The sequence below is a fragment of the Paenibacillus sp. A3M_27_13 genome (assembly GCF_024213315.1).
Taxonomy (GTDB): Bacteria; Bacillota; Bacilli; order Paenibacillales; family Paenibacillaceae; genus Paenibacillus; species Paenibacillus polymyxa_B.
Window position 1 is genome coordinate 70,258 of record NZ_JANAVE010000004.1, and the last position, 16,898, is coordinate 87,155.

Genomic DNA, 16,898 nt, shown 5'->3' on the forward strand with positions numbered 1-16,898 from the left:
CTTTAAGACCAGCTCCGGAATTTAGCCGGTGGATCATACAATCCGTCTGACCAATCTACGAGATCGTTAATCGTCTGTGCTGCCAGCATCGAGCGCTTGGCTTGTCTGCGCATGATCCCAAGATCCTCCGGATAGGCCACGATCCCTCTGTCACGCAACAGGCTTGCATCGCTTTCATTACTTTCCATTCCTAAAGGTGTTACGCCTCCGATTGCCGCGAGAGCCTTCTTTCTCTCCTCTATGCTGTCCGTCTTGTAGAGGTATGCAATGCCTTCCTCGGTAAGGACGTGGGTGACATCATCCCCGTAAATCATGATTGGCGTAATGGCGAGACCAGATTCATCCTTCACCTTGATGGCATCTAGCGAATCTACAAATACTGGCTTTTTGTTGGCACCGTATGTTTCAACCATCTGCACGACCAATTTCCGGCCTTTGGAGAGTTCCGTCGGGCGCTCGATCATGTCAAGCCAGGCAGGAGTCGCATGTCGCCGCCCCCGAGGATCATGCCCCATATTCGGCGCTCCTCCAAAACCGGACAATCTGCCGGAAGTAACGGTAGACGAATTACCTGCACAGTCCATTTGTAGCGTTGATCCGATAAACATATCTACAGCGAACTGGCCTGCAACCTGACACATCGCGCGGTTGGAGCGCATAGATCCGTCCTTGCCGACGAAGAACACATCTGAACGAGCCGCAATGTATTTCTCCATACCGACCTCGCCTCCAAAGCTGTGAATGCTTTCGACCCAACCCGATTCAATCGCCGGAATCAAAGTTGGATGCGGATTCAGGGCCCAGTGCTTGGCAATCTTCCCTTTCAGGCCAAGCTGTTCACCATAGGTCGGCAGCAAAAGCTCAATCGCTGCAGTATTAAAGCCAATGCCGTGATTAAGCGACTGCACCTGATGTTTTCCATAAATACCCTTGATCGCCATCATGCCCATCAGGATTTGCAGTTCAGTAATATTCTGCGGATCACGGGTAAACAGTGCTTCCAGTGCGTACGGTTTTTCGGCCTGTACAATGACGTCGACCCAGGACGCTGGAATATCGGTTCGCGGCAGCTCATCCACGATTTCGTTAACCTGCACGATTACGATCCCATCCTTGAAAGCCGCTGCTTCCACGATCGTCGGAGTTTCTTCCGTATTGTTTCCGGTATACAGATTGCCCTCGCGATCTGATTTGTCTGCCGCTACCAGCACCACATCTGGAATAAGGTCAATGAAGAGACGTCCGAACAATTCCAAATACGTATGGATGTCACCGAGCTTAAGTATCCCGTCATCAATCATTTGCGCAACACGCAGGCTTTGGGAGCCACTGTAGGAGAAGTCCAGCTTCCCGGCGATGCCCTTCTCGAAAATATCCAAATGTTCGGGTCTTGAAATGCTGGACATAATCATATGCAAATCATGCACTTTGCCAGGATCGACTTCCAGCAGCTTCTGGGAAAGGAAAGACGCTTGCTTCTGGTTATCTCCTTCCAGGACGACCTTCGCGCCTGGATCAATTAGCGCCTCCATCAGGTCGACAATTCGGGAGGAGTCGATGTATTTTCCGTCGAGCCACTTTTCCACCTTTCCTAACTTTTCCTGCTTTTTATCACGTTTTTGTGACCAGGATCGCAGTACTTTATTCATTCTTCTTGCTCCTTCCATTTTCTAATCAGATACTGAGTCGCTTCCAGACCGATCTCGTCCACGGCCATTTGCCGGGTATCCTTGTGGGCTTGCTTGACAAGTCTGGAAAGAGTATGACCCGGCGGCATCTCGATGAAACAGTCAGCTCCCGATTCGACGCAGACAGCCGCCATATCCATCCACCGAACGGGATATGCTACGTTTAGTGCAAGGTCCTCCGCGATTTTTTCCTTGGCTTTCGTCTTTCTGCCCGTATGATTCACCAAATATGGTATTTGAGCGTCCCGCAAAGAAAAAGTGTGTATTTTCAGCAATAGCTTATTGGCTACCTCTGACATCAGCAGGGAGTGTGAAGGAATCGGAACCTTCAGAAACGCCGTTTTAGCGGTCCCAAGCTCTTTCACATGCATAAATGCTTTATTTAACCCTACCAATGATCCGGATACGACGATTTGCTGCTCTGCGTTTATATTCGAGAGGTAGACTGGCGTCGCCTCACTATGGGAGAGAAGCACGGCTTGTTGAACCTCGGCCTGCGTAAGCCCAATAATCACACCCATTCCATAGCCTTCAGGAAAGGTTTCTTCCATCAACCGGGCACGGAGCCATACGATCCGAAGCGCATCCTCGAACGAGAGAACTCCCGCGATGACCGCCGCAGGAAATGCACCAATGGAATGCCCTGCCACGAATTGGGGCCGGATACCCTGCTCGATCAACCGGTAGGCTATTGCCGTCTCCTTAACGAAGAGTGCCATCTGAATCCAGACCGTTGAGCCCATAGCCTCCTCATCATCACGCAGTTCAGTTCCGATGATACTTGTTGCCTTTTTCACATACTCGGGTACATCTTGGAGCATTCCAGGAACCTGTGACCCCTGGCCGGGAAATGTAAAAACGATGTTCAGAATCTCACCACCTTTAGCGGATTCATTTTCTTTACATTGTTAATTGTAAGAAGTGAGTAAATACCTGTAAAATATATATATTCACATATGATCGATAACCTAGTGGTTATAAAGGAGATTTTTCACTATGGATTATTTGCAGCTTAAGTATTTTCAAGTGACCTCGAAGTATGAGCATGTCACACGTGCCGCGAACGAGTTGTTTATCTCACAGCCTGCCTTAAGTAAAATGATTAGAAACCTGGAGACGGAATTGGGTGTGCAGCTATTTGACCGCGAAGGAAAACATATCGTGCTGAATGAATATGGCAAGAAGTTCCTGAAAAGAGTGAACCAGTCGCTATCAGCACTAGAGCAAGGCGTATCCGAAGTCAAAGAAATGAAGAACGAAAAGGTAGAGGTCATCACGTTATACGTCGCTGTCGGCTCTATGCTATTGCCCAACCTTGTCGGCAAGTTTCGCGATCTCTATCCTCAAATTAGATTCAACCTGACCCAGCACCCTGCGAAGATGAAGAAAGGACCGGCGTACGATTTTGCGATTACGTCCGAAGAGTTGGCGGACAACGAGCATGCGATCCTGCTGGAGGAGGAAATTTTGCTTGGCGTACCAAAATCTCACCCTCTGAGCGTTCAGGACACCGTATTCCTGAAAGATCTAGAGCATGAGAAGTTTATCAGCCTTACACCTGGTAATTCGCTTAGGAAAACAACGGACCTCTTTTTTACTCACATCCCTTTTGAACCCAACATCGTCTTTGAAAGTGATGATCCGGCTACGGTAAGAGGGTTGATTCAAACAGGACTTGGCATCTCCTTTATTCCTTCTATCCTGTGGAGGAACGTCGTAACCGAAGACATTAAGCTGCTTCAAATCAGGGAGCCTCGATGTACGCGAACAATCTATCTGTCCTTTCCTACTGGGGAACTGCACACCGATATAGAGAAATCGTTCTTCGAATTCATCATTAGATTTTTCCAAGATATTGCTCAGCATTGACGATTTAGATACCTTTTGACATAATATCTGCCTTATTGTTTTATCATTCTTCGGATTAGTAAGATCAATATCTTTAGAGTATTTAATTTCTATACATGCTTTGTTTCAATTTTTTTGTTTTTGGTTAAGTCAATGCACATAAATGGGTAACAGCTTCATATGATGGAGCTAAACCATTTACAACTTGTTTAGCAGGCAGATTATCTCAGACAGCAAGGAGGGAAATGATGTGAAAACAGTACAATGGCTGGTATTATGTCTTGCTTTTCTCACGATGTTCAGTGCTTGTAGTGGACCCTCGTTCTCTGAAAGTCAATCATCTGAAACTAATTTGTCAAACGGAAAAAAGATAACGCTTACATTGTGGTACTGGAACCGTTCCATTGACGATGAACTACTCGCCCAGGCGGAAAAACAATTTCCCAACATTGAATTAAAAACTCAAAAAATAGGCGGTGACTTCAAAGCCAAACTGAAGACAACGCTCGCAGCTCGTTCCGGTGAACCAGACATCGTAGCTCTGAACGATTGGATGGTGGAGCTGTTCCCCAGTGCGGATCGTTTTTATGACTTAAGGGAACTCGGAGCAGACCGCTTAAAGGATCAATATTTGGAATGGAAATGGAATCAGGGGATTACTCCTGATGGTAAAATGATCGCATTTCCCATGGATACAGGACCTACCGCCCTCTTCTACCGAAGTGATCTGTTTGAACAAGCAGGCTTGCCTAGTGATCCTGAAAAGGTTAGTGCCTCCATTCGCACATGGGATGATTACATGGCGGCCGGAGAACAACTTCGCCAGAAATTCGGAAGCCGTTCATTTTTGGCTGACAATATTGTAAACGTTTACAATCAGGTACTCGCTCAGCATACAAACCTTTACTTCAAGCCAGATGGCAGCTATATCGGCAATCAATCTCCTGACATCCGTCTGGGCTGGAAAACCGCTGTCGATTTCCACAAGAAGCATCTGCTCGCCAATGCGGATGGCTGGACTCCCGAATGGAACGCTTCAGTCAATAACGGCAAAATCGCCTCTTTTGTAGGGGCTATCTGGATGAAGCAAGTTCTCACAGAGGCCGCGCCGGATACAGCGGGTAAATGGAGAGTCGCCCGTGCTCCTGGAGGAGACGGCAACCTGGGTGGTTCTTTCATTTCTATCCTCAAATCCAGCAAACATCCCAAAGAAGCCTTTGAAGTGCTGACCTGGCTGCAAAACCCGGAACACCAACTGGAAGCCTACCACAAAATCGGACTGTTTCCGTCCACTCCCGGCGTCTATAACGATCCTATCATGGGGACACCCGAGCCTTTCTTTGGTGGTCAGGCCACCGGACTCATCTTTGCCACCTCCGCACGTAATGTGAAAAGCAGCTATTTCGGCGAGCGCTATCCTGTCATCCACGGCATTGTGACCCGTCGTCTTGCTAATGTCGCCAAGCAGGATGCCAATTCCGATGCATTATGGACGGAAACAATGGATCGAATCGAACGGGAATTACAGCGGTAAAAACAAAATCCAAAAAAGGCGTGTGGACAATATGCTGAGAGAAATCTGGAAGCACCGTGCCGTTTATGCTGCGATCTCGCCGTTTTATCTACTGTTTGGCATCTTTGGACTGTTTCCGATTGGTTTTTCATTATATCTAGCGTTTCACAAATGGGACGGGATCGGAGACATGACCTACAACGGCTGGGGCAACTTTCGCTACCTTGTAACAGATCATGAATTTTGGCAGGCTGTAGGCAACACCTTTGTGATCTGGGTGTATGCAACGATTCCGATGCTATTCTTCGCACTGATTATTGCCTTTCTGCTTTATGCCCCTTTTGTGAAAATGCGTACCTTATGGCGAGTCGGATTCTTCCTGCCAAATGTGACGTCTATTGTAGCTGTTGCCATCATATTCGGTGCCTTATTTGCCAACAATTTTGGATTTCTCAACTACCTTCTGCAACTCATGGGGCTACCCATGGTTCAATGGCTGAATGTGCCATGGGGTATCCAAATCGCCATTTCTTCTATGGTCGTATGGAGATGGATGGGCTATAACTCAATCATCTATCTGGCTGGACTCCAGAGTATTCCGCATGTGCTGTATGAGGCCGCCAAAATAGACGGGGCAACCGGAGCGCAAGCTTTTTTCCGCATCACTATCCCCATGCTACGCCCAGTCATTCTGTTTACGGTGATTACGTCCACCATCGGCGGTATGCAGCTCTTCACCGAGCCACAGGTCCTGGTCGGTAATGACGGCGGTTCCGGGGCAAGTGGCATGACCATCGTTTTATACCTGTATCGCGAGTCGTTCATTAACAACTATTTTGGATATGGTGCAGCCGTCGGATGGGGCATGTTCCTCATCATTGCTCTATTCTCCATCATAAACTGGAAACTCGTTCAAGGTAAAAAATAACGATGGGAAGGAGCTTCACAACATGATGCAGACACGCGCAAAATCCTTTGTTTTATATGCTGGATTGTTGGTGGGAATCATCCTGTCGATGTTTCCATTTTACTGGCTGATCGTCATGGCAACCCGTACAACCTCAGACATCTATCGTTTTCCACCACAATTGTGGTTTGGCAGCCACTTCTTGGATAACATAACGAGAGTATTACAACAGATTAATTTTGCCGGAGCCTTTTTTAATACCCTTTTTGTAGCCGGTTCTGTTACCCTATTGGTTCTGTTTTTCGATTCACTAGCAGGTTTTGCATTCGCCAAGTTTGATTTTCCGGGCAAAAAAGTGCTATTTATCGTTCTGCTAGCTACGATGATGGTCCCTTCACAACTTTCGCTTGTCCCCTCCTTTGTCATGATGGCCTCCTTTGGATGGGTAGGTACGTTCAAAGCGCTTATCATCCCGGGGATGGTAAATGCCTTCGGCATTTTCTGGATTCGTCAATATGCGGAAGAATCCATTCCAAAGGAACTGCTGGATGCGGGCCGGATGGACGGATGCAGCTTTTTTCGACTGTACTTGAATGTAGCACTGCCTATTCTACGTCCTGCGTTCGCTTTTCTCGGCGCGTTTACCTTTATAGGAGCCTGGAATGATTATTTATGGCCGCTAATCGTCTTAACGGATGAGCGTAAATTCACGCTCCAGATTGCACTGTCACAATTGAACGGGATTTACAATACGGATTATGCGATGGTCATTGCGGGCACCCTGCTGGCTGTACTGCCACTTATTATTTTATTTCTTTTCATTAGCCGCCAGTTTATTTCCGATCTTGCCGCCGGAGCGGTCAAAGATTAGATTTACTTGAATTCCCTTATTCATTTCATGTATAATGGTTAATCGTCATTTCAAATAGCTTACATGATGAAGTTAGGTATCCAACAGGCAATCAGGTTAAGCGATTTACGATTTGAACATGAACAATGAAGAACTGAGGGAAACTTACCAGATGAACAAATTCACATATTATAACCCCACCAAATTAATTTTTGGAGACAATCAAATTGAAGAACTCCAGCAGGAACTGCTGAATTACGGCAAAAACATTTTGCTGGTATATGGAGGCGGAAGTGTCAAACGAAATGGTCTATATGACCAGGTATTAAACGCGTTAGAACCGCTACATCTGAACATTCATGAATTGTCCGGCGTAGAACCGAATCCGCGCTTGTCCACCGTTAAGAAGGGTATCGACATTTGCCGAAATGAAAAAATCGACTTCTTACTTGCTGTAGGCGGTGGAAGCGTTATTGATTGCACCAAAGCCATCGCAGCAGGGGCTGAATATGACGGCGATGTGTGGGATATTATCAACAAAAAGCACATGCCGACCCAGGCTCTGCCATTCGGCACCATCCTCACACTCGCCGCCACCGGTTCAGAAATGAATCCGGATTCTGTTATCACCAACTGGGAAACGAACGAAAAATACGTATGGGGCAGCGCGGTAACGCATCCGAAATTCTCGATTCTGGACCCAAAAAACACCTTCTCTGTGCCACGTGATCAGACGGTATATGGCATGGTGGATATGATGAGCCATGTGTTTGAACAATATTTTCACAATGTTAAAAATACACCGTTGCAAGATCGTATGTGCTTTTCCGTGTTGCAAACCGTGATCGAAACTGCACCTAAGCTGCTGGAGGATTTGCACAACTACGAGCATCGTGAAACGATTTTATATGCCGGAACGATTGCCCTTAACGGAACACTACAAATGGGCTACTTCGGGGACTGGGCTTCGCATACGATTGAACATGCATTATCCGCTGTATATGATATTCCTCATGCTGGCGGTCTGGCGATCCTGTTCCCCAACTGGATGAGACATACGGTGGATCAGGATGCTGCACGCATGAAGCGGCTGATGCTCAGCATGTTTGATTTAGATACCACTGGTAAAACGGATAAGGAAATTGCTTTGGAGGGGATTGATCGCCTGAGTGCATTCTGGACAAGTCTCGGTGCCCCTTCCACCCTGGCCGATTACAATATTAATGATGAGCAATTGGAAAAAGTCGCAAACATTGCAGCCCGTGAAATGGAATACGGAGGCTTCGGTAATTATAAAAAGCTGAACCAAGAAGATATTTCAGCTATTTTGCACGCATCGTTATAACATTCAAAAGGGAGTGTCCTCAAGCCTGTGATGACTGAGGGCACTCCCTTTTGGAATTTATGAATTAACCGTTTGTCCTTTTTCTTCTACTTGGATAGCTGCCCCTACACTGGCACCTGCAAGAATGCCCTTTTTCTTACTAGAATTCAGAGAATCCATATAGGTTCGGGTTTCTGCGACTACAATTCCTGATAAGCCGAGCAGGGCAATCAGGTTCGGGAAAGCCATCATTGCGTTAAAGATATCTGCCAGCAGCCAAATCGCATCCAGTTTAATGAACGCGCCCCCGGCAACCAGTAGGATGAACAGATAGCGGTATGGCTTAATCCACTTGACCCCAAGCAAATATTCAACACAGCGTTCCCCGTAATAGTTCCAGCCGAGCATGGTGGTGAACGCAAACATAATCAGAATGATTGTGAGCAGTTCTGCCCCCAGCGGGAATGCGCTGGAAAATGCTTGCTGAGTCATCAGGCCCGCATCGGTAGGCCCGCTCCACACACCACTAACCAGTAGCGTCAACCCGGTCATCACACAAATAACCATCGTATCAATAAACACGCCTGTCATGGAAATTAGCCCTTGCTCCGCAGGCCATTTGGTTTTGGCAGCTGCGGCTGCAATCGGTGCGCTTCCCAATCCGGCCTCATTGGCAAAAATACCTCTGGCTACCCCACTTCGCATCGCCAGCATAATCGTAGCTCCGGCAAATCCGCCCGTTGCAGATGTAGTTGAAAATGCCGAATGGAGCACCAGCGCAATTGCGGCAGGTAGTTGGTCAGCAAACCGAATCAGTACGATGAGACAGATCAGTACGTACAAGCCTGTTTTAAAAGGAACGACCTTCGTCGATACCTTGGCAATGCTTTTGAGTCCTCCAATAGTAACAAGTCCTGTAAGGATAGCAATAATCAGTGCCGTTACAATGGGCGGAACGCCAAAACTGTTTTCGGTCGAAGATACAATCGCTTTGACCTGCGGAAACGTTCCAATCCCGAACAACGCTACCAGCATGCCCGAAAAAGCAAACAGCATCGCCAGCGGTTTAAAACGGCGTCCCAGACCTTTCTCAATATAATACATCGGGCCGCCGGAAAATTGCCCATTCCGATCCTTCACCCGGTATTTTACCGCAAGTACACCTTCCGCATATTTCGTCGCCATCCCAAAAAAGGCTGCAACGACCATCCAGAACAAGGCACCCGGCCCGCCCAGCTTAATGGCTGTCGCTACGCCGACAATACTTCCTGTGCCAACTGTAGCCGCCAACGCTGTACTCAAAGCCGCAAAACTACTTACATCCCCGCTGCCTTCATTCGGGGCCTTACCGATCAGCTTGATCGCCAGGGGCAGGCGGAATACCTGCAGCATCTTCAAACGTATGGTCAGCCACAACCCCGTTCCCATGACAAGAATGATGAGAGGCGCCCCCCATATCCAACTGCTAATCGCTTCTAACACATGTACCAAATTCATTTCAACCCGCTCCTCCAGCATATTAGAAAACAAAAAAGAGTCAAATCCGCTGATTCGACTCCTGGAGAGGTTAAAGGCACGAAAAAATACAACCATCTTGCGCAGGTTTCTGCCTCTAATAGCTTATAAAAAAGCCTAGGGCATTCCCTGTCACAGGTTATTCGCGTCTCTGTCCTTTTGCCTGAGAGTTTAAGCAGATGTTCTCTGCGGTGCACCTTCGGCGCCCAATTAAGGGTCTCTCCAGAGTTCTGTCCGTTTACGGTCCCCGCTTGTTGCTGTAATCAGCCTAAGCACCTGAGAGTTTTGCCCCTTCGGTCGGAACTTTCGTTCCATCTCCCGCAAACATCAACCAGACATATGAAATTTTTATTTATTATACAGAAAACTTTCAGCTTATTACAAGTGAAAAGTTTGTGAAGCCCTCTGAAACATTATTATTATGTCTATCAAAAAAAGCGGGTACAGCAGATTGCATCCTTAGGATGTCCTCTGCTATACCCGCCCGAGAAAATTTGGAATTACAATTCTTCACCATTGGTTGCTATCACATTTTTATACCAGTTAAATGAGTCCTTTTTGGAGCGTTTGAGCGTTCCGTTACCGTCATCATCCAGATCAACGTAAATAAATCCGTAGCGCTTGGACATTTCGGAAGTAGACATGCTCACAAGGTCGATAGGACCCCAGCTGGTGTAACCAATCAGATCAACACCGTCGGCAATCGCTTCCTTCATTTGGGCAATATGCTGACGCAAGTAATCAATGCGATACGTATCATGCACAGAGCCGTCTTCTTCCACCTTATCATACGCACCCAAACCATTTTCCACGATGAACAGCGGCTTTTGGTAGCGGTCATAAAACGTGTTCAGCGTAACACGCAGGCCGATCGGATCAATTTGCCATCCCCAGTCAGAGGACTGTAAATATGGATTTTTCACGCCGCCAATCAGGTTTCCTGCTGCTTTCTCGCCTTCTGGACCTGCAGATACGGTCAAGGTCATGTAGTAGCTGAATGAGATATAATCGACCGTGTTATTTTTTAAAATTTCGGCATCGCCTGGTTCTGTGTGTATAACAACATTATTTTCTTCAAAATAACGATCCATGTAGTTGGAATATTCCCCACGGGCATGCACATCCGTAAAGAACAGGTTCATCTGATTTTCATGCTGGGCTTTCAGTATATCCTGTGGGTTACACGTATGTGGGTAGCTTTCCAAACGAGCCAGCATACAGCCGATTTGAGAGCCCGGGATGATCTCATGTCCTCGTTTTGTCGCCAGTGCACTAGCTACAAATTGATGATGCAGTGCTTGGTATATCGCTTGCTGCTTGTTTTCTACGCGGTCAATGACCACCCCGCCACCAGTAAACGGACTCATGGTCATTACATTGATTTCATTAAAAGTCAGCCAGTATTTTACTTTATCCTTATAACGCGTGAACACAGTTTCGGCATAATTTACGTAGTGCTGTATAACTTCACGACCCAGCCAGCCATTATACTTCTGAGTCAAACCCAGCGGTGTCTCATAATGTGACAATGTTACCAGCGGTTCAATACCATATTTGCGCAGCTCATCAAATACATTATCGTAGAATTGCAGTCCCGCTTCATTCGGCTCGGCATCATAGCCATTCGGGAAAATCCGCGACCAGTTGATGGACATACGAAATACCTTAAAGCCCATTTCCGCGAACAATGCAATATCTTCTTTGTAGTGGTGGAAGAAGTCCACACCTTCACGTTTTGGAAAACGGGCATTGACTTTGCCTGCCAAAATGTCTTCGAGTCGCTCGGACGAAATCTCCATAGCATGATCGTTCTTGCGCTCTGCTTTGGGTACATAGGCAACCATGTCCGCACTGGACAATCCTTTTCCATCTACGTCAAAAGCACCTTCCAATTGGTTGGCTGCGGTTGCCCCGCCCCACAAGAAGTTTTTCGGAAATCCTTTTAGCGTCTTCGTCATGGTATAAAAACCTCTTTCCGTATTTAAGATTTTTACTTTGGTCAAGTAATCCCATCAAGTGCTGCAAATGTGAATCAATACCTAACGGTAACCGTTCTTCCTTTGAAAAGGATTGACAGATGCTTTAAAATAGACGTAATGCCTTCATAAGCATCCTAATCGTTGTAACGCGTTTCATGTCAAGTATTTTTTTCTTATGTGAGGAGAAGCATCATGTCGAATCTTGATCAAATTGCAAAACTGGCGGGCTTTTCCAAAGCTACGGTATCCAGAGTATTAAATCAGTCACCCCATGTCAGTCACGAAACAAGAACTAAGATTTTAAAAATCATGCAGGAATTGGATTATGTTCCTAATCGGAATGCCATTTCTCTATCCAAGGGTCAGACGCTTCAGATCGGTATCATTACTTCAACTATTAATGAAATTGTTCTGGCTTTTCTGGACAGCTTTGTGGAAGTAGCCGGCCAGTATGAATTCCAAACCATTATTTATACTTCGGGAGAAGACAAAAAGAAAGAGCTTCAAGCCTTTGAGGATTTAAAAAGAAAAAGAGTCGATGCGCTGGTCATCATTTCCTGCGTGAATGACACTGATTTTTTGAGTACCTATTGCAAATATGGCCCGATCGTTTCGTGGCAACGAATGGAGCATACCGATATTCGCTCCGTCGCTATGGATCAGTATGAAGGATATATGTTAGCGCTAAAACATTTGATACAAAAAGGCTATACTCGTATAGCCAATGCTTTTGGTCGTCCGAGCAGCATCAATACCCATAGCAGACAACGAGCCTACGAACAGATCATGAGTGAGCACAATCTTCCAGTGTTGCAACACTGGAATCACTCTTCTATTTATAATATCCGTGATGGCGAACAGGTCGTACGGGATTTGTTACAGCGTCGGGAAGAATTCCCAGAGGCTATTTTATGTGCTAACGATTATGTAGCAGTGGGCATTCTCTGCGAAGCACGCAGACAACGGCTGAACGTACCGGAAGATCTGGCGATTGTCGGATTCGATAACACGGAGCTGGCGCATACGATGGGGATTACAACGATTCAAAATCCCATCATGGCTCAAGCACAAAATGCTTTTTTCATGCTTTCCCCTCAGCTGATTGGACGCCAAATGGAGCTTCATTCGCTAGAGTACTGCCTCATTGAACGTACGACCACGTAAGGTAACGATTTACTTGCAAATTAGGCAAAAGGGCCTTGATATGAAATATTTTTTGTCGAATCAGAATAAAATATGTTGAAATCGCTTTTTTTTGTGCTACAATAGCACTATATCGAAGGATTGTGACCGGTGATGCGGGCAATGCCTGAGTTCAATTGAGTGCTATTGCTAACAATAGTGTTGAATTGTGCTTAGGCATTTTTTATTGGTAAAGGATGGGAGGGGGAACTTCAATGATTATTGAGAAGGTGCTCAATAACAACGTCCTATTGACTAAAAACGATAAAGGCAAAGAGGTCATCGTGATGGGAAGAGGTATTTCCTTCAAAAAGGTGGCTGGCGATCAAGTCGATGATGATAAAATAGATAAGATTTTCATGTTAAATGAAAACGAGTTCACGGCTAAACTAACTGAACTGCTGAACGATATTCCAGTGTCTCATCTGGAGGTCGTGAATGAAATCGTAACCCATGCAACGGAAGTGCTGGATACGGAGTTAAGCGATAATATTTATTTAACATTGACCGACCATATTCATTTTGCCATACAACGGCAAGAAAAAGGACTGGCACTCCAAAACGCGATGCTGTATGAAATTAAACGCTTTTACAAAAAAGAATTTGCAGTTGGACTGGATGCTCTCCAAAAAATTGAAAATACGCTCGGAGTAAAATTGGGCGAAGATGAAGCGGGATTTATTGCATTGCATATGGTGAATGCACGGATCGACGGTAACGAAATGAAATCTACACTGAAAATGACCGAGATTGTCCAACATATATTGAACATTATTACGTATCATTACGGAATTGTGCTGGATGAGTCTTCTTTTAGCTATTCGAGATTTTTGACACATTTGCAATATTTTGCGATGCGAGTGATTCGCAAAGAAGTCATTCACAGTGGTGAAGAATTTTTGTACAACCAGGTGAAGCAGACGTATACCGAAGCTTTTGCTTGTGCCCAAAAGATCAATGAGTATCTGGAAAAAACATACGATCAATATTTAAGCAAGGATGAATACGTATATCTAACTATCCATATTCATCGGGTAACTGAGCGTAATAACATATAAGATTAACAACTTCATATCCTCATCGTTCATGGATTGTGACTGGTAAGGCAGGCAAAACCTAAACTGATGGTGAAATCGACGTTCCTCTATAGGAGAGTGCGTAGTTTTCACCACGAGTTTAGGTTTTTCTTGTTTACAAGTTTAAAAAGGTGCACGCCGGCGCATCTTAGCAACAGATGTAAACAGTAAATCCTATCAGTAGCAAGAATAACCCATAAGGAGTTCTGAACATGAGTGATAAAGAACTATCTAAAAAAATAGTGACCCTCGTTGGTGGCGAAGAGAATGTCAATTCGGTATTCCATTGCGCTACACGCTTGAGATTTAAATTAAATGATCGTACAAAAGCAGACAAAGCCGCACTGGAAGCAACCCCTGGTGTCATTACAGTAGTGGAAAGCAGCGGCCAGTTTCAAGTGGTCATCGGTAACAATGTAGGTCAAGTGTTTGAGCATATGATGGCAGAAACGAATTTGCAGGATGCAGACAATCCTAATGCCAAAAAAGAAGAATCTTCTGAAAAAACGAATTTTCTTGGCAAAGCGGTCGATATCATTTCCAGCATTTTTTCTCCCATTCTCGGTGCTCTTGCCGGGGCAGGTTTGCTTAAAGGGCTACTGGCGTTAATTTTATCTTTTCAATGGATTAATGATAAAAGCGGTACGTACCTGATCCTAAGTGCAGCTTCCGACAGTGTTTTCTATTTTCTACCTGTGTTTTTGGCTATTACATCGTCCCGTAAATTTAAGACAAACACCTTTGTATCGGTGGCAATCGCTGGAGCTCTGGTCTATCCAGCAGTTATAACGGCGGTAAGCAACCCAGAAAGATTGGCGTTTTTAGGTATTCCGATCATTCTGATTAATTACAGTTCCAGTGTCATTCCAATTATTCTCGCGGTCTGGGTTCAGTCCTATGTGGAGCGCTGGTTCAATTCCTTTATCCATCAATCGGTTAAAAACATTATCGTGCCGATGCTTTCGCTCCTGGTCGTTATTCCGTTAACATTTCTGGCCTTTGGTCCAGTAGGTAACCTGATCAGTCAGGGCTTGGCAAACGGTTTTACATGGGTATACAATTTAAGCCCACTAATTGCCGGGGCTGTTGCCGGGGCATTCTGGCAAGTGTTTGTTATTTTCGGCGTACACTGGGGCTTCGTTCCGGTCATGCTGTCGAATATTGCAACATTGGGCTATGACACGATGCTTCCGATGCTTACAGCAGCCGTACTTTCTCAGGCTGGTGCAACATTGGGGGTATTCCTGAAATCCCGGAACACTCAGATGAAGGCTTTGGCAGGTTCCTCTACGCTGGCCGCTATTTTCGGGATTACAGAACCAACAATTTATGGCATAACTTTGAAATTGAAAAAGCCGTTCATTTATGCTTGTATTTCCGGGGCAATCGGCGGGGCGATTATCGCTTCTGGCGGAGCGCACGCACAATCCTTTGCATTACCGGGTCTACTGGCGTTGCCGACTTATTTCGGACCTGGATTCTTGTGGGTAGTCATCGGTTTGCTCGTTGCCTTTGTACTTGCAGTTGTATTGGTTATGATTTTGGGCTTTGATGATCCAAAAGAAGAAACTGCAAAAACAGAAGCTGCACCCGTAAAGAAAGAAATGGCAATCGAGAAAGAAATTCTCGTAAGCCCACTGCAAGGTAAAGTATTGCCTTTGGAACAATCTTCTGATGTTGCTTTTGCTTCAGGTGCTATGGGGAAAGGAATCCTCATTGATCCTACAGAGGGTGTGCTGACATCTCCTGTCAATGGAACGATTACGACAGTATTCCCGACCGGACATGCCATCGGTATTACTTCCAATGACGGAGCAGAAATTCTGATTCACGTGGGTGTTAATACAGTGAAGCTGAAAGGACAATTCTTTGACAAGCGCGTCAAGGAAGGCGATATAGTTAAGCAAGGACAACTGTTGCTTGAATTTGATATCGAGCAAATTAAGGCAGCAGGCTATACTACGGCTACGCCGATTATCGTAACAAATTCCGCTCAATACCTGGATGTGTTGAACACAATGGAAACTGAAGTGAAGCGTGAGGATTACTTGTTGACTGTTGTGGTCTAACGTTTAACTTTCAGACTAGAGCATTTTGCATAAATCCCAGGAGCGTTTTCAAATCAGCAGTATATAGATCGAAACGCTTTAGTTCGTCTATATACTGTACTTACAAGCGTTGGGAATCGAATTATGCAAAATGCTGATTAAAGAAGCTTTCCCCATGGAAAGCTTCTTTTTTTATACATAATGAGACAAGTGTTACAGCGAAAAATGGAAATATCATTTATTGTAAGTGTAAGAATGTAAAAAAAGGAGGATTTCTGTGAAAAAAGGATATATCGCCGGGTTAAGTGTCATTGTGTTGCTTATCATTGGTATCGCTATTTCAGCTGTAGTTAAATTTCAAGACCTAGAGCAGGTTGTTCTACAAAAAGACAAAGAAATCCAAGCGAGCAAAAGCAATTACCCAGAAATATATGACCACTTGAATGCGGTTACATTTGATGGTTTTAAGAGTTTGATTCAACAGGATCAAAGTGTATTTGTCTATGTCGGCAGACCGAGTTGTGGCGACTGCAATCGGTTTGAGCCTAACTTTAACAAGATGATCGAACAGTATAATCTAGGCTCTAAAATTACTTTTTTGAACGTTCACAAAATCCATAAGGACAAGCCCCAATGGAATAAATTCAAAGAGGATTACAACGTTAAATACACCCCCACCATTGCAGAATTCAGAAACGGCAAGCTGGTTGATAAAATAGAATGGACGCCTAAAAGAGATCTCAGTACAGACGCTGTAAAAGAGTGGCTGACCTCCAAGAAACTTATTTTATAAGTCTCTTTTCTATCCATTTCATTACGCACACAAAGAACTGTTTATGCAAAAAAAGGTATTCATTCGTGTAGCGCATGAATACCTTTTTTAGGAATGTACAGGTCATCTAAGCTCTAATAAAAAATAGTTCCTACTACTCTTCACTGCCTTCTGATAAACCTCGTTCGTATCTATC

13 protein-coding genes and 2 riboswitches are annotated in these 16,898 nt (G+C 45.1%); of the genes, 9 read left to right on the forward strand and 4 right to left on the reverse strand.

The genetic code is table 11. The features are described 5' to 3' along the window. Positions 1-2: 2 nt before the first annotated feature. Both mdcA and NLX82_RS16565 read right to left on the reverse strand, forming a co-directional pair. Positions 3-1,649, reverse strand: a complete 1,647-nt coding sequence (mdcA, locus tag NLX82_RS16560) for a malonate decarboxylase subunit alpha (protein ID WP_023989991.1) — start codon at positions 1,647-1,649, stop codon at positions 3-5. Next, positions 1,646-2,509: an ACP S-malonyltransferase gene (locus NLX82_RS16565; protein WP_023989992.1), complete on the reverse strand. Its 864-nt coding sequence runs from the start codon at positions 2,507-2,509 to the stop codon at positions 1,646-1,648. The genes mdcA and NLX82_RS16565 overlap by 4 nt, the downstream gene beginning before the upstream one ends. 175 nt (positions 2,510-2,684) lie before the next feature. On the opposite strand from NLX82_RS16565, the gene NLX82_RS16570 reads away from it, so the two are divergent. The 5 genes from NLX82_RS16570 to NLX82_RS16590 all read left to right on the forward strand — a co-directional run bounded on the left by NLX82_RS16570 (position 2,685) and on the right by NLX82_RS16590 (position 8,151). Beyond that, positions 2,685-3,557 (forward strand): LysR family transcriptional regulator, encoded by an 873-nt coding sequence (locus tag NLX82_RS16570; RefSeq protein ID WP_023989993.1) that lies wholly within the window; start codon positions 2,685-2,687, stop codon positions 3,555-3,557. A gap of 229 nt (positions 3,558-3,786) precedes the next feature. After that, positions 3,787-5,070 carry an ABC transporter substrate-binding protein gene (locus NLX82_RS16575; protein WP_023989994.1) on the forward strand — a complete coding sequence of 428 codons (1,284 nt, stop codon included), beginning with the start codon at positions 3,787-3,789 and terminating at the stop codon, positions 5,068-5,070. 31 nt (positions 5,071-5,101) lie between these two features. Beyond that, positions 5,102-5,977: a carbohydrate ABC transporter permease gene (locus NLX82_RS16580; RefSeq protein WP_034095207.1), complete on the forward strand. Its 876-nt coding sequence runs from the start codon at positions 5,102-5,104 to the stop codon at positions 5,975-5,977. A gap of 22 nt (positions 5,978-5,999) precedes the next feature. Next, positions 6,000-6,827 carry a carbohydrate ABC transporter permease gene (locus tag NLX82_RS16585; protein WP_023989996.1) on the forward strand — a complete coding sequence of 276 codons (828 nt, stop codon included), beginning with the start codon at positions 6,000-6,002 and terminating at the stop codon, positions 6,825-6,827. A 151-nt stretch (positions 6,828-6,978) separates the two neighbouring features. Beyond that, a complete protein-coding gene (locus NLX82_RS16590) occupies positions 6,979-8,151 on the forward strand; it encodes an iron-containing alcohol dehydrogenase (protein WP_053325982.1) in 1,173 nt (390 codons plus the stop codon). 57 nt (positions 8,152-8,208) lie between these two features. On the opposite strand, the gene NLX82_RS16595 is transcribed toward NLX82_RS16590, so the two are convergent. Together NLX82_RS16595 and NLX82_RS16600 are read right to left on the reverse strand one after the other, a co-directional pair. Further along, positions 8,209-9,627, reverse strand: coding sequence for an alanine/glycine:cation symporter family protein (locus NLX82_RS16595; RefSeq protein ID WP_023989998.1), 1,419 nt, complete (start codon positions 9,625-9,627; stop codon positions 8,209-8,211). Positions 9,628-9,786: 159 nt separating this feature from the next. Continuing rightward, positions 9,787-9,881, reverse strand: a riboswitch (glycine riboswitch). Positions 9,882-9,899: 18 nt separating this feature from the next. Next, positions 9,900-9,976: riboswitch (glycine riboswitch) on the reverse strand. 169 nt (positions 9,977-10,145) lie between these two features. Continuing rightward, the gene (locus NLX82_RS16600) at positions 10,146-11,603 is read right to left on the reverse strand and encodes a glycoside hydrolase family 1 protein (protein ID WP_068941708.1); all 1,458 of its coding nucleotides are present in this window, start codon (positions 11,601-11,603) and stop codon (positions 10,146-10,148) included. Positions 11,604-11,816: 213 nt separating this feature from the next. Here NLX82_RS16600 and NLX82_RS16605 point away from each other — a divergent pair, with 213 nt between their 5' ends. The 4 genes from NLX82_RS16605 to NLX82_RS16620 all read left to right on the forward strand — a co-directional run bounded on the left by NLX82_RS16605 (position 11,817) and on the right by NLX82_RS16620 (position 16,723). After that, positions 11,817-12,788: a LacI family DNA-binding transcriptional regulator gene (locus NLX82_RS16605; RefSeq protein ID WP_023990000.1), complete on the forward strand. Its 972-nt coding sequence runs from the start codon at positions 11,817-11,819 to the stop codon at positions 12,786-12,788. Between the two features lie 233 nt (positions 12,789-13,021). After that, a complete protein-coding gene (gene licT / locus NLX82_RS16610) occupies positions 13,022-13,864 on the forward strand; it encodes a BglG family transcription antiterminator LicT (protein ID WP_023990001.1) in 843 nt (280 codons plus the stop codon). Positions 13,865-14,094: 230 nt separating this feature from the next. Further along, positions 14,095-15,951, forward strand: a complete 1,857-nt coding sequence (locus NLX82_RS16615) for a beta-glucoside-specific PTS transporter subunit IIABC (protein ID WP_068941709.1) — start codon at positions 14,095-14,097, stop codon at positions 15,949-15,951. Between the two features lie 256 nt (positions 15,952-16,207). Continuing rightward, positions 16,208-16,723 (forward strand): thioredoxin family protein, encoded by a 516-nt coding sequence (locus NLX82_RS16620; RefSeq protein ID WP_023990003.1) that lies wholly within the window; start codon positions 16,208-16,210, stop codon positions 16,721-16,723. Positions 16,724-16,898 lie beyond the last annotated feature (175 nt).